This window comes from Carboxylicivirga sp. (genome assembly GCF_982718395.1).
Genome location: NZ_CEXQWX010000009.1, coordinates 22312 through 40621, shown reverse-complemented (window position 1 = coordinate 40621; position 18310 = coordinate 22312). Strand labels below are relative to the sequence as shown.

Genomic DNA, 18310 nt, shown 5'->3' with positions numbered 1-18310 from the left:
GAAATACAGAAGTCAAAAATAAAAGTAACCTGAGTTCGACTTAAAGTTTACTACAATATTCAAGATTTTTTCTGTAATCTGAATCTCAAAAATTAAATCGAACTCAGGTTGGATAACCTAAAATTCTGCTGTTATTTCAGGTCTGGATTATAGGTGAATACACCATTCTCCGGAATCACAAATGAGCGTACATCGTTTTTGTAACGAACCTGACTTTCAGAACCTGGCTTTCCACTTATTTGTGCTTCTTTTAATTCTCCACCTGACCAGCTTATTGCTACTTCAAAATTACCGCGGGCTTTTAATCCTTTCACACTGCCATTTTTCCATTCCTGAGGAATAGCAGGTAAAAGCTCAATGGCACCGGCATGTGATTGTACCATCATTTCAGCTAAGCCGGCACAACCACCCATGTTACCATCCAACTGAAAAGGTGGGTGGGCACACAGCAGGTTAGAATAACTTCCACCTCCATACATCATTTCTTCTCCTTTTGTGGATGTTGGTTTTAGCAGGCGACGAAAAAGCTTGTAAGCCCGGTCGCCATCCTTTAAGCGCGCCCAGAAATTTACTTTCCACCCTAAAGACCATCCGGTGCCACTGTCACCACGGGCATTTAGACTAATCTGTGCCGCATCGGCCCATTCTTTTGTTTGGTCAACCGAAATCTGACTGCCCGGATGCAAAGCAAATAAATGTGAAACGTGGCGGTGATGGTTTTTCGGATCATCCAGATCTTCTTTCCACTCCTGTAGCTGCCCCCATTTACCTACCATTGGCGGACAAATGCGATCACGTGTTTTAGCAGCTAGAGCTTTGAAATCAGCATCAATATCAAGAACTTCGCAGGCTTTTACGCAGTTGTTGAGTAAATCCCATGCCATTTGATGATCCATACTGGCGCCGGTTGAAATGCCTCCATGCTCTGGCGAATAAGACGGGCAGGATACCAGGTAACCATTTTCGTCCTCAATCAGGTAATCGATCCAAAACAAGGCCGCTTCCTTCATCAATGGATAAGCTACCTGTTGCAGATATTCTTTATCCTGATTAAAGGCATAATGTTCCCAAGTGTGCTGACATAGCCATGCAGCACCTCCGGGGAAAAAGCCCCATGGAAAGCCCCAACCAGGTGCGGTATATCCAAAAGGATTATTCATGGTGTTAACAATCCAGCCCCGTGCATTATAGAATTCCCTGGCTGAGATACGTCCGGGCTCAACCAACGATTCCATGTAGTTGAACAATGGTGTATGACATTCGCTCAGATTGGTAACCTCGCCCGGCCAGTAAAGCATTTGCTGATTAATGTTCATATGATAGTCACATGCCCAGGGTGGGTCTACGCTGTTGTTCCACTTTCCCTGTAAACTCAATGGCATCGTGCCGGGGCGAGAGGCTGAAATCATTAAGTAGCGGCTATATTGAAAGTAAAGTTGCTCCAGTCCCGGATCAACCGCTCCATCATGGTAAGCCAGCAAACGTTCATTTGTAGGGATGGTATCCCGGTTATTTGATCCAAGATCTAATTCCACCCGCTTATATAATGACTGGTAGTCGGCAAGATGTTCGGCACGAATCTCATCGTAACTGGCATTCTTCAGATGGGATAGTACTTGCTCAACATCTTTTACTACATTGTTAGCTTTCTGATAATCGGGGTATTTAGCCTCATAGCTAGTAGCGGCGGTATGATAAACATTCAGGTAAGTGGCCTTATTGACCTTTAATAGTGCCCCTTCAAATGCCACCTTACCGTCGGTATCTAAGCGAATACCAGTGGCAAACGCCATTCCATTATCCTTTACTGCTCCTTCATATAGGTACAAGCCATCTTTATACGACTGTTGTTTGGTTATATGAGGTGATTTATATTGCAGCTGATAATTACTTGCTTCAGTGCTTTCAAGGCGATAGACCAACAACTTCTGTGGATAACAACCAAAGTAGGTGCGTTGATAATCGATTCCATCCACTGAATAGCTTACACGGCCTTCTGCTGTTGTAATATCCAGTTCGCGCCTATAGTTCTGTGCCTGGCCTTTGTGCTGAATATCAATATACAGATCGCCCATGGTTTGCTGGGCACCATAATCGCCAAAGTTAGAACTGCCTTCGTGTTTATGCAGGCTTCCCGTCAGTTCTTTGCTTGCTAACCGGTGAGCACGTTCAAATTTACCATCCTTTAATAAACGACGAATTTCTTCTAAATGCTTCCAGGCACCCGGTCTGGTACCATAATTATAAGCTTCGTTCGAAGCAGGACCACCGCTCCATAGTGTTCCTTCTGTAAATTGAATTTGCTCCTGCTCAATGCCACCAAAAAACATAGCGCCCATATAACCATTACCAAAGGGTAAAGCTTCGGTCATCCATTCGGTGGCAGGTTGGTTGTACCAGAGTGTTAAGGGTTTCTCTTGATCTAAAGGTGTAGAACACCCGTACAGGGATAGCGAAAGTATAATTGCCATCCCAATTAGTTTGTGTTTCATTGATATTGATTTAAGTACGATAATGATTTTCTTTTTTGTGTATATGTTTTCTATGCAAAAACGACTCTCCCAAAAATATACTATTCTTAATAATTGATACCATTTGAATTAGCGATTTTTCAATTTAGTAGTGTTGGGAAATATGACATATAACTCTATGTAAATATGTTAATTAAAATTATAAGTCAAATATGTTGGTTTCATCTTATTTTTGTGACATTTATAAATGAAATCTATTAAATATTATACAAAAAATGGTTATGGTGGCGTTGGTTTTGTAGTGATTCATACTTTTAGCTTCTAACGGCTTCGTGAAAGGTAAGTGTTTGATAATCTGAGTTGGAGTGAAGCTGTTATATCTTTATGTTGAACCGTTGCTATTCCATTTAACAGCTTTATTTTCCGATATGCTATTCATTATATCCAGTAGCTAATATTGTGCTTAATAAATAGTCAACTTTTTCATGTAAAAACCACAAATATTTAATATTTAAACCGACCAAATGGTCTACATTAGTGCCGTTTTAACTAAAAATAGTCCATATGAAACATTTTTTACTTTTATCGGCATTATGGTTGGCGATGCATACAAATGCTCAAATTGTTATCAATGAAGTTGATGCTGACTCGCCCGGAACTGATACCAAAGAATTTATAGAACTCCTTACATCATCACCCAATATGGCTCTGGATGGCTATGTGGTGGTATTGTTCAATGGTAGCGATGACAGGAGCTATGAAGCTTTTGATTTAGATGGATATTCAAGCGATGCGAATGGCTTGTTTGTATTGGGCACAAGTGGCGTTTCACCAACACCTGACTATGTGTTTACAAAGAGTGATAACGTGGTGCAAAATGGAGCAGATGCTGTAGCTATCTACCAGGGTGATGCGTCTAGTTTTCCTAATGATACACCCATTACACAATCGGGATTAAAAGATGTATTGGTTTATGATACCAATGATTCGGATGACTCGGGCTTGCTTGGTGGTTTTGGCGTGTCAACTCAGTACAATGAAGACGCTGGCGGTGACAAAGACAATCACTCCAATCAAAGAAAAGCCGACAATACCTTTGAAGCAAAAGCGTCAACTCCGGGTGCCTTGAATGATGGGGGAGGTGTTACATCACCAGCTATCACAATTTCAACGCCCAAAATGACGTATACCGAAGGTGAAAGCTTTGATGTTACTTTTACTTGCTCGGAAGTGGTTAGTGGTGATCTGACCCTAAGCTACACACTGGCCAATGGCAATTTTACCAGTGCTGATTATATCGGTAATCTAAGCACCACCATTAGCGACGGTACAAGCACTGCAAGTGTTAGCATTAACTTAACTGATGATTCAGATGACGAAGGCAATGAAACATTGATTTTGAGTTTTGTCAACCTGGATGCGTCATATAAAGCATTCAATGACAATTATTCGATTACAATAGAAGACAATGACTTTGCAGTAGGTAATTACGGAACCCCCATTAACCCAACCTACAGCAATGTATCCTCAACTGCTCCGGCAACATATTATAGCAGCTTATCAGGTTTATCAGGTCAGGCTTTAAAAACAGCCATTACCAATTTGATTTCGAACACAAATATTGTTCGTGCTCAAACCTACGGTGATGTGTGGGATATATTAAAGGAAGCAGATGTAAATCCGCTTAATAATGATGAGGTATGGTTGCTGTATACCGAGCAGGGGCGTGCTAAAATCGATCAGCAAGGTTCAGGTTCAGGAGTTGGTAAATGGAATCGTGAGCACATTTATCCACAATCGAGAGGAGGATTTTCAAGCGGAACATCAACAAGCGCTGACGGCAAGGATGTGTATATGACAACCGATGCCAGCCATATTGAGCATGCCCATTCTGATGCACATGGTTTGCGCCCGGCCGATTCACAGGAAAATTCAAGCAGAAGTAATAAAGATTACGGAGATGAATACGATGGTCCTTCGGGTAATGCAGGAAGCTGGAAAGGTGATGTTGCCCGTAGTTTAATGTTTATGGCATTGCGCTACAACTCACTTGATATTGTATCAGGTAATCCAAGCAACTCAACAGTTGGTGAGCTTGGAGACCTTGATTATCTGATGCAATGGCATAAGGCCGATGTTCCTGATGATTATGAAATGCATCGAAACAATGTGATTTACGATTGGCAGAAAAACCGCAATCCTTTTATTGACCTGCCAAATCTTGCAGATTATGTGTTTGGAGATAAGCAGTCAGAGGTTTACAACACGCCAACAAATATCGAAACCACATCGGCCAAAATTACATTTAGTCCAAACCCGGTGTTTGATCAAATACAATTTTCAGAAATAATTAATGGAACTATAATAATTTATAGTCAGGATGGTCGTTTAGTACATTCCTCTACGATATCGGCAAAAAGCTATGATTTATCTTTTCTTGAGAGTGGCTTGTATCTTTACCAGCTTCGTTCAGATCAACTGGTAACCAACGGTAAATTCTTGAAGAAGTAAAAATTAGATAGTAATTGATAGTATTAATGGCTCCTGAGATTCAGGGGCCATTTTTATCTTATATATGTTGATTAACCACGGAGGAGTATTAATAACTTATGCTTTAACTGTTGTAAAGTTCATAAATATCCGTCTGAATATAAACCTAGACTTTGAATCATTTAAACAGTTTAAAAAATCCCTTGTAATACCTGATAAAAATAAGAAACGAAGTTAATAGGGTAAAAATTGATGTATACATGTTTAATAGTCTCGTTTATCATCTTCAACAATGGCATAGTGATAATTGTCTATCCACTCTCCTCTAATCGGCAATATTTTTCGTCGTAACCCTTCTCTTGTCATGCCAAGCTTTTCTAAAACTCTTATCGATTTTACATTTTTAGTTGCGACTCCAGCCTCTATTTTATGCAAATTGAAATTTTCAAATCCTAAAAGAACTAATCTTTTTGCAAGTTCAGTTGCATAACCGTTTCCCCAATATTTTGGATTTAATTTGTAATAAATTTCTCCAAGTTTAAACTTGTCATTTGATAAAGAAAATCCGGCTACTCCAATAAATTCTTTTGTCTCTTTTATCGCAATTTTCCACGTATATGAACCTCTCGGAACTTTATTTTGAGCTTCAATCAATGGTTTTAGGATTTTTTTCGTGTCATTGATTGTTTTAGGAATTCCCAATGTATTAAATTCATCGACTTCTGGCATCAAATGTAGTTGGTGAATTTTTTCTAAGTCATTTATTGTGACCTCTGATAGTATTAACCTTTCTGTTTCTATATCAAGTAAATTTTGGCTATTCATCATTTTTTCTTTGATTGTTTTTCTCGTAAAATATTGCGTCCCGTTGCATAAACGCTGACAGCTTGGCCATATAAAGTGGCCCGATTGGTGTGTGGTATTTTCGCTTTTTTAGTATGTGCTTTTGCTCGCGCGGGAGCTAAACTCCCAAATCCCGCCAAAGCCAAGGCTGCTATATAATGGTTTGTTGTGTAGCGTTTTAATATTTTTCTTTTGAATTGTAGACATTCTTTGGCCTCTTTGCTTCAATGATAACACCAACACTTTTTCCTCTGATTTGAAACGTTTCGATCAGTTCATTCTTATTAATAATTCTGATTGAGCGTATTTGTTTTTTTGAAAGTACTGCCAAATCACCTTCATAATTTGCTTTTAACACTCTGTTATTGAGGATATATTGAATTTGATTTGGATCCATACCCTTTCTCATAGAACTATATTCTTCAGAGACTTTTCGGAAAAGATTCTCATATTTTTCAATTGCAAATTCTTTAGTAAAAATAAGAACGGCTCCATCTTTGGCTTTTTGTCCAAATCTTTTTTTTGCTTCTTTACTATAAAGTGTATTTACAACTGCTATTTTTTCTGGATTATATTTATTTAGGTCCTTCTTTTGAATGGGAATACCATCAACTTCCATATATGGATCTTCGCCAAGCTTTTGAACCGATTCGGATGGAGCTAACCTGGTCAAGCCGCAACTTGTTGATATTAGTACTACAAATAATAAAATTAGTATTCTCATATTTTGTGACTTTTTGGGCCCAACGGCTGCTGCCTAATGAAGTGTAAGGGAATTAAACCAAGTACATTCTCCATATTGAGTAGAGCCAAATGTTGTATTTGTATTTATCTTTTGCTTTTCAAAAGCTAAATCAACCTTTGGTGGTGGCTTTTGCAGAAACTTTCCAAATTGCTGTGGATCTTCAATGCTTTATTAGCCACTGTTATTTTATTTCTTTCAAATAATCCATTTAATAATAGTAGCAAGTCCAATTATAATGGATGCTAAAACTAAAACCAGTACAGCAATACATCCCATTTTTTGTATTTTGTCTTTCCAGGTCTCCTGATATGTTTCTGAATTGTTTGTGGGTCCAGACTCCAAAGTTGGTTCAATATATTGGATAATAGTCTCGCTATTTTCATCAATCCAATCAAAATCTAAGTCATAAACTTCCTCCTCATTGCTGCTTAGTAATTCATTTACTTCATTTGATGCTTTTAATAAGTTTGCTGCAAATAACTCTAATCCTTGTTTGTTTGCTTTAATATAGCTTTCATCCGAATCACCTCCATACATAAATATTCCAAAGTATGCGTCCTTTTCTAAATTTTCAGATTCAAGTTTAGTAATGATTTTTTGTAATTCTTCTTTGTCCAAAGCTAAGTTATTTTAATAGTGGTTAACGACAAGGCTATGCGCAGTGTGCCTGTGTTGCACCTGCAGCAAGCCTATTCTTTATGAGCCATTGTAGGCAACAGTATTTTATTCACTCTTCATTAACTCAAATGCTTTAGTAATTCTGAAAACTACTTTTGTCGAATCAATAATTGCGTAGAAAATCAAAAAGTTACCTATTAGTATCAATGAGTTTAGCATAAATACTTTAGATAAAACTTTAATTTCTATAAACCATTTAATATACGGTATATCAATTTCTTTTAAGAAAAAGAGAACTAAAACAGTAATGAATGTATAAAGAGAAAACAAGGCATTTTCTTTTAACTCATCTACAAGATCAGAAAGCCCATCCTTAATTTCTTGTATTTCTTCATCACTAAATGAATGATTATCCTTCGTTTTAGTCAGTCTATAAATAGACATATACATTGAATTAATTGAACTTAAAAAAATTCCGATAACAGCAATTGAAAGTCCAACAAGTACTGCAACTGCATTGAAAATCATTTTTTCCAATAAAGCACTTAACTCATTCTGATTTATTAATAAACTTATTAATACAGAACAAATAACAATGACCAGTATGGTGTAAATTTTATTCTTCATTGAAATCATCTAATTTATTAATTACTATTTGCAGCCGTTCAACTATAGCTTCTAAATTTTCTTTTAAATAATTTGGGTCATCAGCATTCAATTCAATTTCTTCCTTCCTTAGATGCTGTTCACTTTTGAAACGTTTCTTGCGCCCATCTTTCATAATACCAAGTGTCCAATTGCCGCCTCCAGAATCTGCATAGTCCCTATAGGACTCCAATTCTTCTGCCTGATAATTAAGTTCAGCATTATCATTTCTGAAATCAACAGCGACCTTAGTCATATTATGCTTTTGTTTAAGGTCTGCAAGCCATTCATTAGCTTTCTTACTTCCACCAAATAAATTGGGAGCATTCAATTCAAAAGCAATCTGGTAAATTCCTGTTGATTGGTTTATTAAATCCCAGAATGCAAATTTATCAACAAGAAAATCTAGTTTTATTTCATATCCATTTGAACTGGAGATTTCGTCAGTCAATTGATATAATACATTCCTTACGTTATCTTCTGTTGCTACCTGAGACTGGTGCTCTAGAACTATTACTTGCTTTTCCGTATCTATAATGAAGAATAACTTTTCCCAATTCTTAATGTCTTCTTCATTAAAAAGCTTGTCATCAAGCTTTATTAAATGAACATCAATACTTTTAAGTAAATATCCAATAAGAAACCTGTCGTCTGGATTACTATTTAAAAGTCTTGTTGTATAAGTACGATTATAATAGTTAGTTTCTTTTGAAGTGATAATTGGGAAAGTAAATAAGTCCTTTGGTTGCATACCTTGTTCTAAAGGAAATAACGTTAAGGATGATTTCACTACAAAATATCTAATAGCAAAGAATTTCATTATACGTTTTTATATATTGTTGCCAACTCCCAAATAAGTGGAGTGTTCCTGTTAATTTTTCTTTATCATTGGCTTTGTTCCTCTATACATACCAGTAAGGCATGTATAAAGGAATGAATGATGTTATCTTATTAAAATCGCCACATTTAATAAGCATTTAGTCATTGTAAATGATTCTTATTTCTAAATAATCTTTCTGTGCTGTACCACCCCAACTTCACTTTCGCCTGACCTGGCAGGGCAGCTTAATTCTGATTAGTGACTGCTAAATTATAATTTTTGATTAATAGCACATCATCATAATGATAAAAATTGCCGTTAAGTGGATTTAAATACAGTTTAACCAATAAAAATCAAAATATTTAACATGGCGAGCTTGTTGTTTAACTAATAATTTTTATCTTGTCGTTCACGAACTCTTAAAAACTCTTTATTATGACCAAACTACACAAGATTCAACAAGCTAACTTTCCATCTAAAAATAATCCCGTAAGTCCAATAAAACATTGCCTCTTATTACAGTTTCCGCACCATTAATCTGCTAAATAATCTGTTTGCTCTTCCTGTTTAAGTCAATTCTTATGGGGTATTTTCTTATTAGTTAGGTGTGTCAGTACGAACAAAACGCACTTTTTATTGCGGGAAGCTTTGTCAGTACAAATAAAGCTGGTTTCATTAATTAGAGAGGTTTTGTCAGTACGAACAAAACCAGTTTCATTCCCGCGGAAGTTTTGTCAGTATGAACATTGTCCATTTCCTTTTCGAGGGAAGCTTTGTACGTGCCAACATTCTTTATTTCATTCCCGCGGACGCTTTGTCAGTATGAACACGACCAGTTTCACTTTCGGGGGCGTTTTATCAGTACGAACATAGATTTTAATCTCAGTTAGTAACAAAATATAATTATAGAAGCTTTTATCAGCGAACCATTAAACACACTATTATGAGTAAATTAATTAAAATTATTAGTAAAATGATTCGCAGTATCCGCAATAGAGATGCTGCCAATGTTGCAGGCAGAACCCTGCTGGAGCTGGATGCAGCACCTGCCGAAGATACGATTTTGCAATCGGTTAAAAATGAGATCGTACAGTTAAAAGATCGCCTGGTAACAGCCATTCAACCGGGTAAGTTAGCTTCCGAGTTAGAGATCCTGGATGGTTTGCGTGACGATACTTATCGCGCATTTGTTTATCTGATACGAGGTTATGCCCACCACCTTGATGCGGCCATAAAGAGTGCAGCAGAGGAAGTTTTAAAAGTGTTAAATAAATACGGGTTAGAATTAACAAGGCTGAATTATGCGGCTGAAACAATTGAGATAGAGTCCTTAATCAAGGATATGAAACTACCGGCAATGGCGACTCATTTGGAAGCAATGCCAGGTGCACAAGACTTACTCGGTAAGTTGGAATCGGAACTGGCACAATTTGTTGTGGCTCAAAAAGCATATCTCGATGCAGTAGGTGAAGGCAAACTGGCAGGGAGTGCAACTGAGATTAAGAAGGAGTTGGTCAATGTGATCAATAATAAATTGGTGATGTACTTAAACGGTATGATGCAGGTTAATCCGGAGCCATATACTGCTTTATATACCAAGCTGGATATCGTTATTGATGAGGCCAATGAGTTAGTGAGGTTACGACGTAAGAATGAAGAAGAAATAGAGGTTAGTAATAATTAATCATTAAAGCTGATAAAAGTAAGAAGAAGGGTGCCGTGTTGACACCCTTTTTAATTAGTTAATTTTTAACTGATGTTTCCTATAACAGTGTTTTAAGCTCCTTGAGATCAATCTTGTATCTTGTGTCTTGCGTCTTACTACTTAAATCTACCTCCCTTTTTTTCCACAACAAGCTTTATACTTTTTACCGCTATTACACGGACATTTGCTATTACGGCCAATGCTTACACTATTCGTACTCAAAGTTCTGGATGACATGTCTTGTTTAAAAACTTTTTCAAGCAGAGCGTATAGCTCAGGGTGCTTATCCTTTAATAGTTTTGGACGCTCAAAAAAGTACTCGCTGATAACGGAGAAAAACTCGGCCCGGTTCGTTCCTCCATAAGGATTTATATCAGATTTCTCCTTATATATCTCGTCGATCTTTTGGTTGATAAGGTCAATCCACGGAATGGTATATTGCTTATCTAATAATAGCGACGGAATACCATCGATGGTGCCATCCGATTTGTCGATCAGGTGTACAAATTCATGAATCGCCGTATTCTTTTTATCCGATACATTTTTAAATCCATGGCGGAGCGCCTTTCTGGATAGTATCATTTTACCCTCCATTGCACCGCTGCCCACCATTCCTAATATTTTTCGATCCTCACCCTGGGTTTCAAATTGCTCATTAAACATGCTAGGGTAGAGCAACACTTCGTTAATATTGGTGTATTTCCATTCGTCAAAATGAAAAATAGGTATGATTGCACTTGATGCAACCAATACCCTATCAAGATTATCGACTTCTGTTTTAACACCTGTTACTTTACAATTCAATAAAAACTCATGGATCTTATATTCAAACCTCTGTTTTTCATCATCGGAAAGCGAATTGTAGTAGGTCACTTCCTTTACTAAGATCGTTCTCCATTGTGGAGGAAAAGGTTCTTTGGGTGATTTCCAATCAGCCTTTTGTTTGCGCGACTTTCGTAGAAGTAAATAGCCAAGAACGATAATGATGATTGCGTAGATAATATAATCCATAGTGTTGAGTTTGTTCTATAAACTGTTGATGTGTGCATTCTATTACCCTTACAGATTCTAGATATTTTGAATCCCAGGATAAACGAAAGTATAGAAAAAATAGGAATTACCGCTATATATTATTGCAGGTTTATACTGCCTTGTTGTATTTAATTTTTTTAGATACTCCATAGACAGAGCAAAAACTAATTGTCAACCTTCCGGTTTTCACCTCTTTGTGACCCGCTAATATTTTACGATACAAGTTGTAAAACTCAAATCCCAAATTGATTTGGATAATGTATCACTCATCGTTCAACAAACAGGTATTATATCAGTTTGTTACTAAGGATCGAATCTTTATTGGCAATATGGTTATAAAGATTCGATCCTTAATATTACTCGGCGCCCGACTAACTGTTAGATGCTTATTAGTCGGACGACGAGTACTGAATGCTTATCAAGAAACAATCCCTATTCAGGCAAAATAGCTTCTTAATATTAATTTATTATTCCCTTGTCAATTGAATGACACATTGAATATATCTTGCCGCCAAAAAGGATACAAGTGATGGATTATTTTGTGCTAATAGGCTGGGCAGGTGCGCTGTTTTATATTCTTGGCTATTTTTTATTGAGCATCGATTACCTGAAGTCAGATGGTACCACGTTTCATGTACTGAATATATTAGGCGGTGTGTGCCTGGTAGTTTACGCAGTCTTTACCAAAGATGTCCCTAATTTCTTTGTGAATGCCTTATGGGCCTTGATTGGGGTTTATTCAGTGATCAATAACACACGAATTATCCGAAAATCCAGTTAACAATACAGCCGCAATTACAGGTTTAGTTTCTCCATAACCAACTGTTTATATACAGCCACCTTTTCCTCATATTCGTTTTTGTCACTTACCAATCCAAGGTAGTAATAGGCACCATCAATTAAAGAGAATATCTGCAGAGCTGTTACCTTAATGTTATCAACTGCTATTATACCCTTAGTGTTAGCTTGTAACAGTGCTTCTTCAAACTTCAGGTGAAGTGTATCGTGCAGATTTTTAAATTTCTCCTTCAATCGCGACGACTGGTAAGTTTGGGCATAAAAGCTATAAAAAACACTGTCATCAAATAAGCGATTCCATTTTCGCGAAAACAGCTTATCAATAATCTCCATCAAATCTTCCTTGCTTTCAATAGACCCGGCGTTACTGGAGTACAAAGCTAAATACTTTTCAAGGATATAGTCATTCAGGCTGATTAAAAGATCTTCCTTGGTCGAAAAGTAATGAATGATTAAGCTTGGATTAATATCCATATGCTTGGCAACTTTGGCTATCGATGTGTTTTCGAGTCCTTCTTTTTTAGCAATTGAATAGAATGCTTTTAATATTTCCTTTTGTCGTGTTTCTTTTAGGCTTTTTCTTCCCATTGGGTCTGCATTACTGGTAAATGATCCAGATTATGTAATTATTATTAGCCCTGTTTATCAGGCAAACAAAGTTACAAATGTATATAATAAACCCAATAATTCAGTGCTTTAGAATGTTAAATTAAATTGAATAGGTGTACAATCAATTTCACACATTGGTAATCTTAAATTAATTGAACGTTCATACAATTTAAATTGTAGTGAATCAACTTTGCCGGTGAAATTAATCTTGAAAACTCAAATCGAATGAAAAAGTTACCATTCACAAAAGTTAATAACCTGATGCACCACTTACGCATCATTGGGTTATTATCAATGATGATTGTTGCCGGATTTACCTCTAAAGCGCAGGAGCGCACGGTAAGCGGTGTTGTTATTGGAGCTGATGACGGATTACCTCTGCCGGGTGTAACGGTTGTGGTAAAAGGTACATCAACAGGAACAGCCACTGGCTTTGAAGGCGAATATGCCATCAAAATTAATGCAGACGATGCTGTGTTGGTCTTCTCCTTTATTGGTATGAACATCCAGGAAGTAGAGGTAGGAAATCAGCAGGTGATCAATGTTACCATGCAGGATGCCACTACTGACGTAACAGAGGTTGTTGTAGTAGGTTATGGTACTCAAAAGAAAGTCAATCTTTCGGGTGCTGTTGATGCAATCGATTCTGAACAATTGGAGAGTCGTCCCATCTCCAATATCTCGCAAGGTTTACAAGGAGTTATGCCTAACCTTAACATTGATTTTGCCAGTGGAGAACCAGGGCAAACGCCTAAGATCAATATCCGTGGTATGACCTCAATAAACGGCGGTGATCCTTTGATCATGATTGATGGAGTTCCGGCCAGTGCTGAAGCATTAAACCGCTTAAATCCTGAAGATGTTGAGTCAATCTCGGTGTTAAAAGATGCAGCTTCTGCCGCTATTTACGGAGCCAGAGCAGCTTTTGGTGTTCTGTTGGTCACCACCAAAACAGGTAAAGAAGATGGTATTAATATCAGTTACAACAATAATGTATCATGGTCAAAACCTTCAATCTTACCCGATAAGGTGACTGATCCGTATATCTACCTCAGACTACAGGAATTATCTACAGATAATACACCCTGGGATAATATGAACTACAGCGATGAAACCTACGCTTGGGCTAAAGAAAGGTCTGATAATCCATCTGCATCATCTGGGGTCAGGATTAATCCCAATGATCCATCGAGCTGGGAATACATGGGTAACCGCGACTGGACCAACTATTTCCTTGATGACTACACCATATCACATAAACACAATGTGGCAATAGCAGGAAGGTCAGAAAACGTTAACTATTATTTGTCAGGTTCATATGTACGCGAGAACGGAGCTCTGAAAATTGCTGATGACTACAACGAGCGATATAACTTCAGAAGTAAAGTTAATTTTCAACCATATAAGTGGTTAAAGTTGGGTAACAACACTGACTATACTACTACCAACAGGGTTAATCCATCGTACCTGTCTGTATGGGATCTGTATAATATTGCGCCAACTTCATGGGATGTTAACCCGGATGGATCGTGGGCCAACTCAACAGTTGGACATATTGCTGCTAAGTTAACCGAAGGGGGCGAAGAAGATAATAAATATGAGAATTTCCAGTCAACCTTCAATGGTGAGTTAAACTTCTTCAATAATGCCTTCCGTATTAACACTGACTATACCTTTAGAAAAGGTACAGAGAATTACAGATGGCATTACTCGAAATATAAGATTGGCTACGGACCGGATGATATTCGGGAAGTCGGTACCAACAAGGCATTCAGAAGAGCTACTTTCAATTATTTTAATGCCTTTAATATCTACGCTACGTTTGATAAAACTTTTAACAAACACCACCTTACTATGTTGGTTGGTTTTAACCAGGAAGACTATCGCTCCGAATGGTTTAAGGCAGAGCGTGAAGGTGTTATTTCATCGTCACTGCCAACCATCGCGCTGGCTACTGGCGAAGACTATGTAGATGAGTACATTACCTCATGGGCTATCAGGGGTGCCTTCTACCGCTTGAATTACATTTTTGCAGATCGGTACATCGTTGAGTTTAACGGTCGTTACGACGGATCATCCCGTTTCCCGAAAGATGACAGGTTTGGTTTCTTTCCATCAGCTTCTGCTGCATGGCGAATCGATAAAGAAGGGTTTATGTCTTCGTTGGGAGCTATTAGTGCCTTAAAGCTCAGAGGGTCTTATGGTTCACTGGGTAACCAATTGGTTTCCGATTTTGGCTATATTCCAAATATGACTCCATCTTTGGCAGGTTACGTTGTAGAAGGAGAGTTGCCACAGAAAGTATCACCACCCCAATTGGTATCTGATAACTATACCTGGGAAAAAGTTGAAACAACCAACTTCGGTGTTGATTTAGGATTGTTTGATAACCGCATTTATGCCGGGTTCGATATTTTTCAACGAAATACCCTTGGTATGTTAACATTGGGAAGAGATTTGCCGGATGTGTTGGGTGCGTCAGAACCAATGGAAAATGCTGCTGATATGGAAACGAAAGGTTGGGAGTTATCACTTTCTTATAAGGACAATTTTAAGCTGGCAGGAGATCAGTTCAGGTTTAATACACGCTTTGTAGTGTCAGACAGTCGTTCGTGGATTACAAGTTTCGATAATCCTAATAAAAACCTCAATCAGTATTATGTAGGTCAGGAGCTGGGCGAGATTTGGGGATTACACAGTGATGGTTTTTTTACATCGCAAGAAGAGATAGATGCACTTGACCAAACGCAGATTATTCCATGGGGAGCTTTATCTATTGTTCCGGGATGGCCAAAATATGTTGATCAGGATGGAAATAATATAATTGAGAAAGGTCTTACGGTAGATGACCCTAAGGATCTAAAAATTATTGGTAATTCTACACCCCGCTACCGATTTAGTTTTAATGTTGATCTTCAGTGGAAAGGATTTGATGTAAGAGCATTCTTCCAGGGGGTGGGTAGGAGAGATTTCTATCCTGAGCATTACCTGTATTGGGGCTTCTATCAACAACCTTATGCAGGAGGGTATACGCACTTGTTTGATTTCTATCGTGCTGAGGCAGATAGCGAAATAGAACGTTCAAAACACTCACAATCATACATCGACGCCGGACTTGCAGATGCCAACCTGGATGCTAAATATCCACATTTTCAGGCCTGGCTGGCCGACAACCGTGAGGATAAAGGACTGGACATACCACAAACAAAATACATGCTTGATGGCTCATACCTGCGTTTTAAAAACCTGACGATAGGATATACCTTGCCAAAATCACTGACCGACAAATTAAATATCGACCGTCTGCGCATCTATGTCAGCGGTGAAAATATTGCTGAGTGGTCTGAACTGAAGCAGTTTTTTGATCCTGAAGCCATTACATCAAGCACCAACGGGTATGCTTATCCTTTCCAAAGACAATACTCAGTTGGTATTAACATGAACTTCTAGTTCGCATTTCAACCATTTTTGATTAATAAAATAAACGTATGAACAAGATATATTCATTTTTAGGAATCGCATTATTACTAACGCTGGGGGCGTGTAATGATGAGTATATGGAGCATTTACCGGAAACATCCATTGGTGCCGAAAATTTCTTTAATACAGAAGATGATCTTAAAATGTACCTTTATAACCTGTATAGTTTTCCAGGTGTTTGGAGCTATGCCAATGACGGGTATATGACCACCGATAATGCATCTAACACCGGTAGTACGGAAGTGAAAAACATCATGCTTAGTGCTAACCCAACATCGGCAACTATTTCAAGTGGTTGGGATTGGGAGCAGTTAAGAAACATCAATTTATTCCTGGCAAATTATAAAAAAGCTGATCTTTCGGATGATCTTTTAGCTCATTATGAAGGTATAGCTCGCTATTTCAGAGCACGCTTTTATGTGAATAAGGTAAAGCGCTATTCTAATGTTCCATGGTATGATCTTGTAATTGGTACTTCAGATGATGAGGCTTTATTCAAGGCAAGTGATCCAAGAGAATTTGTTGTAGACAGGATTTTTGAAGATTATGATTTTGCATCATCAAATGTACACGAAGATCAACCTTATGGAGCTGTTAATAAATGGATTGTATTGGCCTATAAAGCCCGTCATGCCCTCCACGAAGGAACTTTTCGAAAGTATCATGCAGAACTGAATATGCAATCGTCTGCCAATAAGTATCTGCAAATAGCCAGGGATGCAGCCAAAGAGATAATGGATAGCAAGCAATTTGCAATTCACAACACGGGTAACCCGGCATCTGATTATTATGGTTTGTTTGTGAGCGAGGATTTGCATGGTAATTCAGAGATTATTTTCGCAAACACCAATATAGATGAGGTAAAAAACAGTGGCTGGTGGGAGTTTATGTTTGGTAATTACGAGGTTAGCCCTGCAAAGGATTTATTACAAGCTTACCTGATGACAGATGGATCCTTTTATACTGCACAGGCAGGATATGAGACAAAAAACATTATTGAAGAATTTGAGGACCGTGACCCACGCCTTTATCAGACATTTGCCTATCCAGGGTGGGAGCTGATTAATACCACAACCTATTCGCAGGGCGGTGGTATTTATAAGCAACAGTTGCAGAAAAATTTCACGGGCTATCACCAAATAAAGGGTTTTATTAACGACAAGGATGCAACAGTAGCCCGTGGAGTAGACTTCCCTGTATTGCGTTTTGCTGAAATACTGTTGATCTATGCGGAAGCCAGAGCTGAGCTGGGAGAACTGACGCAAGAGGACCTTAACAACACTGTTAACTTATTACGCAGCAGGGCAACTATGCCTCACCTGATGATGAATCCTGAGCTTGATCCATTGCAGGAGGCCCGCTATCCAATGGTTAATGGTTCACAGAAGAAGGAAATTCTGGAGATTCGTCGAGAGCGACGTATCGAACTGGCACTTGAAGGCTATCGTTATGACGATATTATGCGCTGGAATGCAGGTAAATTACTGGAGAAAGAGCCTGAAGGACCTTATTTCTCAGGCTTGGGTAAGCATGATATAACAGGAGATGGAATTGAGGACATTGTATTACTGGATTTAAGTGAAACCGTTCCTGCTGCTGAAGACAAGGAAGTCAATGAGCTGGGTGAAGCATTAATATATTATCGAGTTGGTCCGCAGGATAGTGATGCTTCTTTTTACCTTAATGGAGATAACCAGGGCACAGTAAGTTCGGTTAAAGATCGTGGTGAATTTATCGAACCCAAGTATTATTACCGTCCGATTCCGCAGACACATGTAACTGTAAATCCAAATCTGAAGCAGGTATTTGGTTGGGACTAAGAAACTGTTTAAATTTTGTTTTTGTGAGTTAATTTGGATGAATTAAGTTCTCAGACAAGACAAAAATGATGAGAATAGCATCGCTATTTAAAGATTTTTTGCAGCAGTATGAGGGCTTAAGTCGCCAAAATAAGCCAAAGGATAAAACTTAAACAGTTTCTAAATATATGTAGACATATTCAAACATATAAAGTGCTTTTGAATCAATATTTTTTAATAATTTTCTCGCAATAA

Annotated in this window: 13 protein-coding genes; 5 read left to right on the top strand and 8 right to left on the bottom strand. The window is 38.0% G+C overall.

What is annotated here, in order from left to right:
* Positions 1-131: 131 nt before the first annotated feature.
* Positions 132-2492 carry a glycoside hydrolase family 95 protein gene (locus AC4MRQ_RS03510; RefSeq protein WP_491196258.1) on the bottom strand — a complete coding sequence of 787 codons (2361 nt, stop codon included), beginning with the start codon at positions 2490-2492 and terminating at the stop codon, positions 132-134.
* 543 nt (positions 2493-3035) lie between these two features.
* Between AC4MRQ_RS03510 and AC4MRQ_RS03505 the strand changes: the two genes are divergently transcribed.
* Positions 3036-4982, top strand: coding sequence for an endonuclease (locus AC4MRQ_RS03505; protein WP_491196257.1), 1947 nt, complete (start codon positions 3036-3038; stop codon positions 4980-4982).
* A gap of 243 nt (positions 4983-5225) precedes the next feature.
* Here the strand turns inward: AC4MRQ_RS03505 and AC4MRQ_RS03500 are convergent, their stop codons facing one another.
* The 5 genes from AC4MRQ_RS03500 to AC4MRQ_RS03480 form a co-directional block, all read right to left on the bottom strand.
* Positions 5226-5789 (bottom strand): GNAT family N-acetyltransferase, encoded by a 564-nt coding sequence (locus AC4MRQ_RS03500; protein WP_491196256.1) that lies wholly within the window; start codon positions 5787-5789, stop codon positions 5226-5228.
* A 193-nt stretch (positions 5790-5982) separates the two neighbouring features.
* Positions 5983-6528 (bottom strand): hypothetical protein, encoded by a 546-nt coding sequence (locus tag AC4MRQ_RS03495; RefSeq protein ID WP_491196255.1) that lies wholly within the window; start codon positions 6526-6528, stop codon positions 5983-5985.
* A 216-nt stretch (positions 6529-6744) separates the two neighbouring features.
* Positions 6745-7167 carry a hypothetical protein gene (locus AC4MRQ_RS03490; RefSeq protein WP_491196254.1) on the bottom strand — a complete coding sequence of 141 codons (423 nt, stop codon included), beginning with the start codon at positions 7165-7167 and terminating at the stop codon, positions 6745-6747.
* Positions 7168-7272: 105 nt separating this feature from the next.
* Complete coding sequence (locus AC4MRQ_RS03485) at positions 7273-7794, bottom strand: hypothetical protein (RefSeq protein WP_491196253.1); 522 nt, start codon at positions 7792-7794, stop codon at positions 7273-7275.
* The gene (locus tag AC4MRQ_RS03480; RefSeq protein ID WP_491196252.1) at positions 7784-8632 is read right to left on the bottom strand and encodes a hypothetical protein; all 849 of its coding nucleotides are present in this window, start codon (positions 8630-8632) and stop codon (positions 7784-7786) included. Before AC4MRQ_RS03480 ends, AC4MRQ_RS03485 begins: the two co-directional genes overlap by 11 nt.
* A 943-nt stretch (positions 8633-9575) precedes the next feature.
* Here AC4MRQ_RS03480 and AC4MRQ_RS03475 point away from each other — a divergent pair.
* A complete protein-coding gene (locus tag AC4MRQ_RS03475) occupies positions 9576-10316 on the top strand; it encodes a DUF6261 family protein (protein ID WP_491196251.1) in 741 nt (246 codons plus the stop codon).
* 147 nt (positions 10317-10463) lie between these two features.
* Here the strand turns inward: AC4MRQ_RS03475 and AC4MRQ_RS03470 are convergent, their stop codons facing one another.
* Entirely contained in the window at positions 10464-11348 is an 885-nt protein-coding gene (locus tag AC4MRQ_RS03470) for a M90 family metallopeptidase (protein WP_491196250.1), read from the bottom strand.
* 550 nt (positions 11349-11898) lie between these two features.
* On the opposite strand from AC4MRQ_RS03470, the gene AC4MRQ_RS03465 reads away from it, so the two are divergent.
* The gene (locus AC4MRQ_RS03465; protein WP_491196284.1) at positions 11899-12150 is read left to right on the top strand and encodes a CBU_0592 family membrane protein; all 252 of its coding nucleotides are present in this window, start codon (positions 11899-11901) and stop codon (positions 12148-12150) included.
* Positions 12151-12164: 14 nt separating this feature from the next.
* Here AC4MRQ_RS03465 and AC4MRQ_RS03460 read toward each other — a convergent pair whose 3' ends face one another.
* The gene (locus tag AC4MRQ_RS03460; RefSeq protein WP_491196249.1) at positions 12165-12755 is read right to left on the bottom strand and encodes a TetR family transcriptional regulator; all 591 of its coding nucleotides are present in this window, start codon (positions 12753-12755) and stop codon (positions 12165-12167) included.
* Positions 12756-13001: 246 nt separating this feature from the next.
* Between AC4MRQ_RS03460 and AC4MRQ_RS03455 the strand changes: the two genes are divergently transcribed.
* Both AC4MRQ_RS03455 and AC4MRQ_RS03450 read left to right on the top strand, forming a co-directional pair.
* The gene (locus tag AC4MRQ_RS03455; protein ID WP_491196248.1) at positions 13002-16226 is read left to right on the top strand and encodes a SusC/RagA family TonB-linked outer membrane protein; all 3225 of its coding nucleotides are present in this window, start codon (positions 13002-13004) and stop codon (positions 16224-16226) included.
* 38 nt (positions 16227-16264) lie between these two features.
* The gene (locus AC4MRQ_RS03450) at positions 16265-18076 is read left to right on the top strand and encodes a RagB/SusD family nutrient uptake outer membrane protein (RefSeq protein WP_491196247.1); all 1812 of its coding nucleotides are present in this window, start codon (positions 16265-16267) and stop codon (positions 18074-18076) included.
* Positions 18077-18310 lie beyond the last annotated feature (234 nt).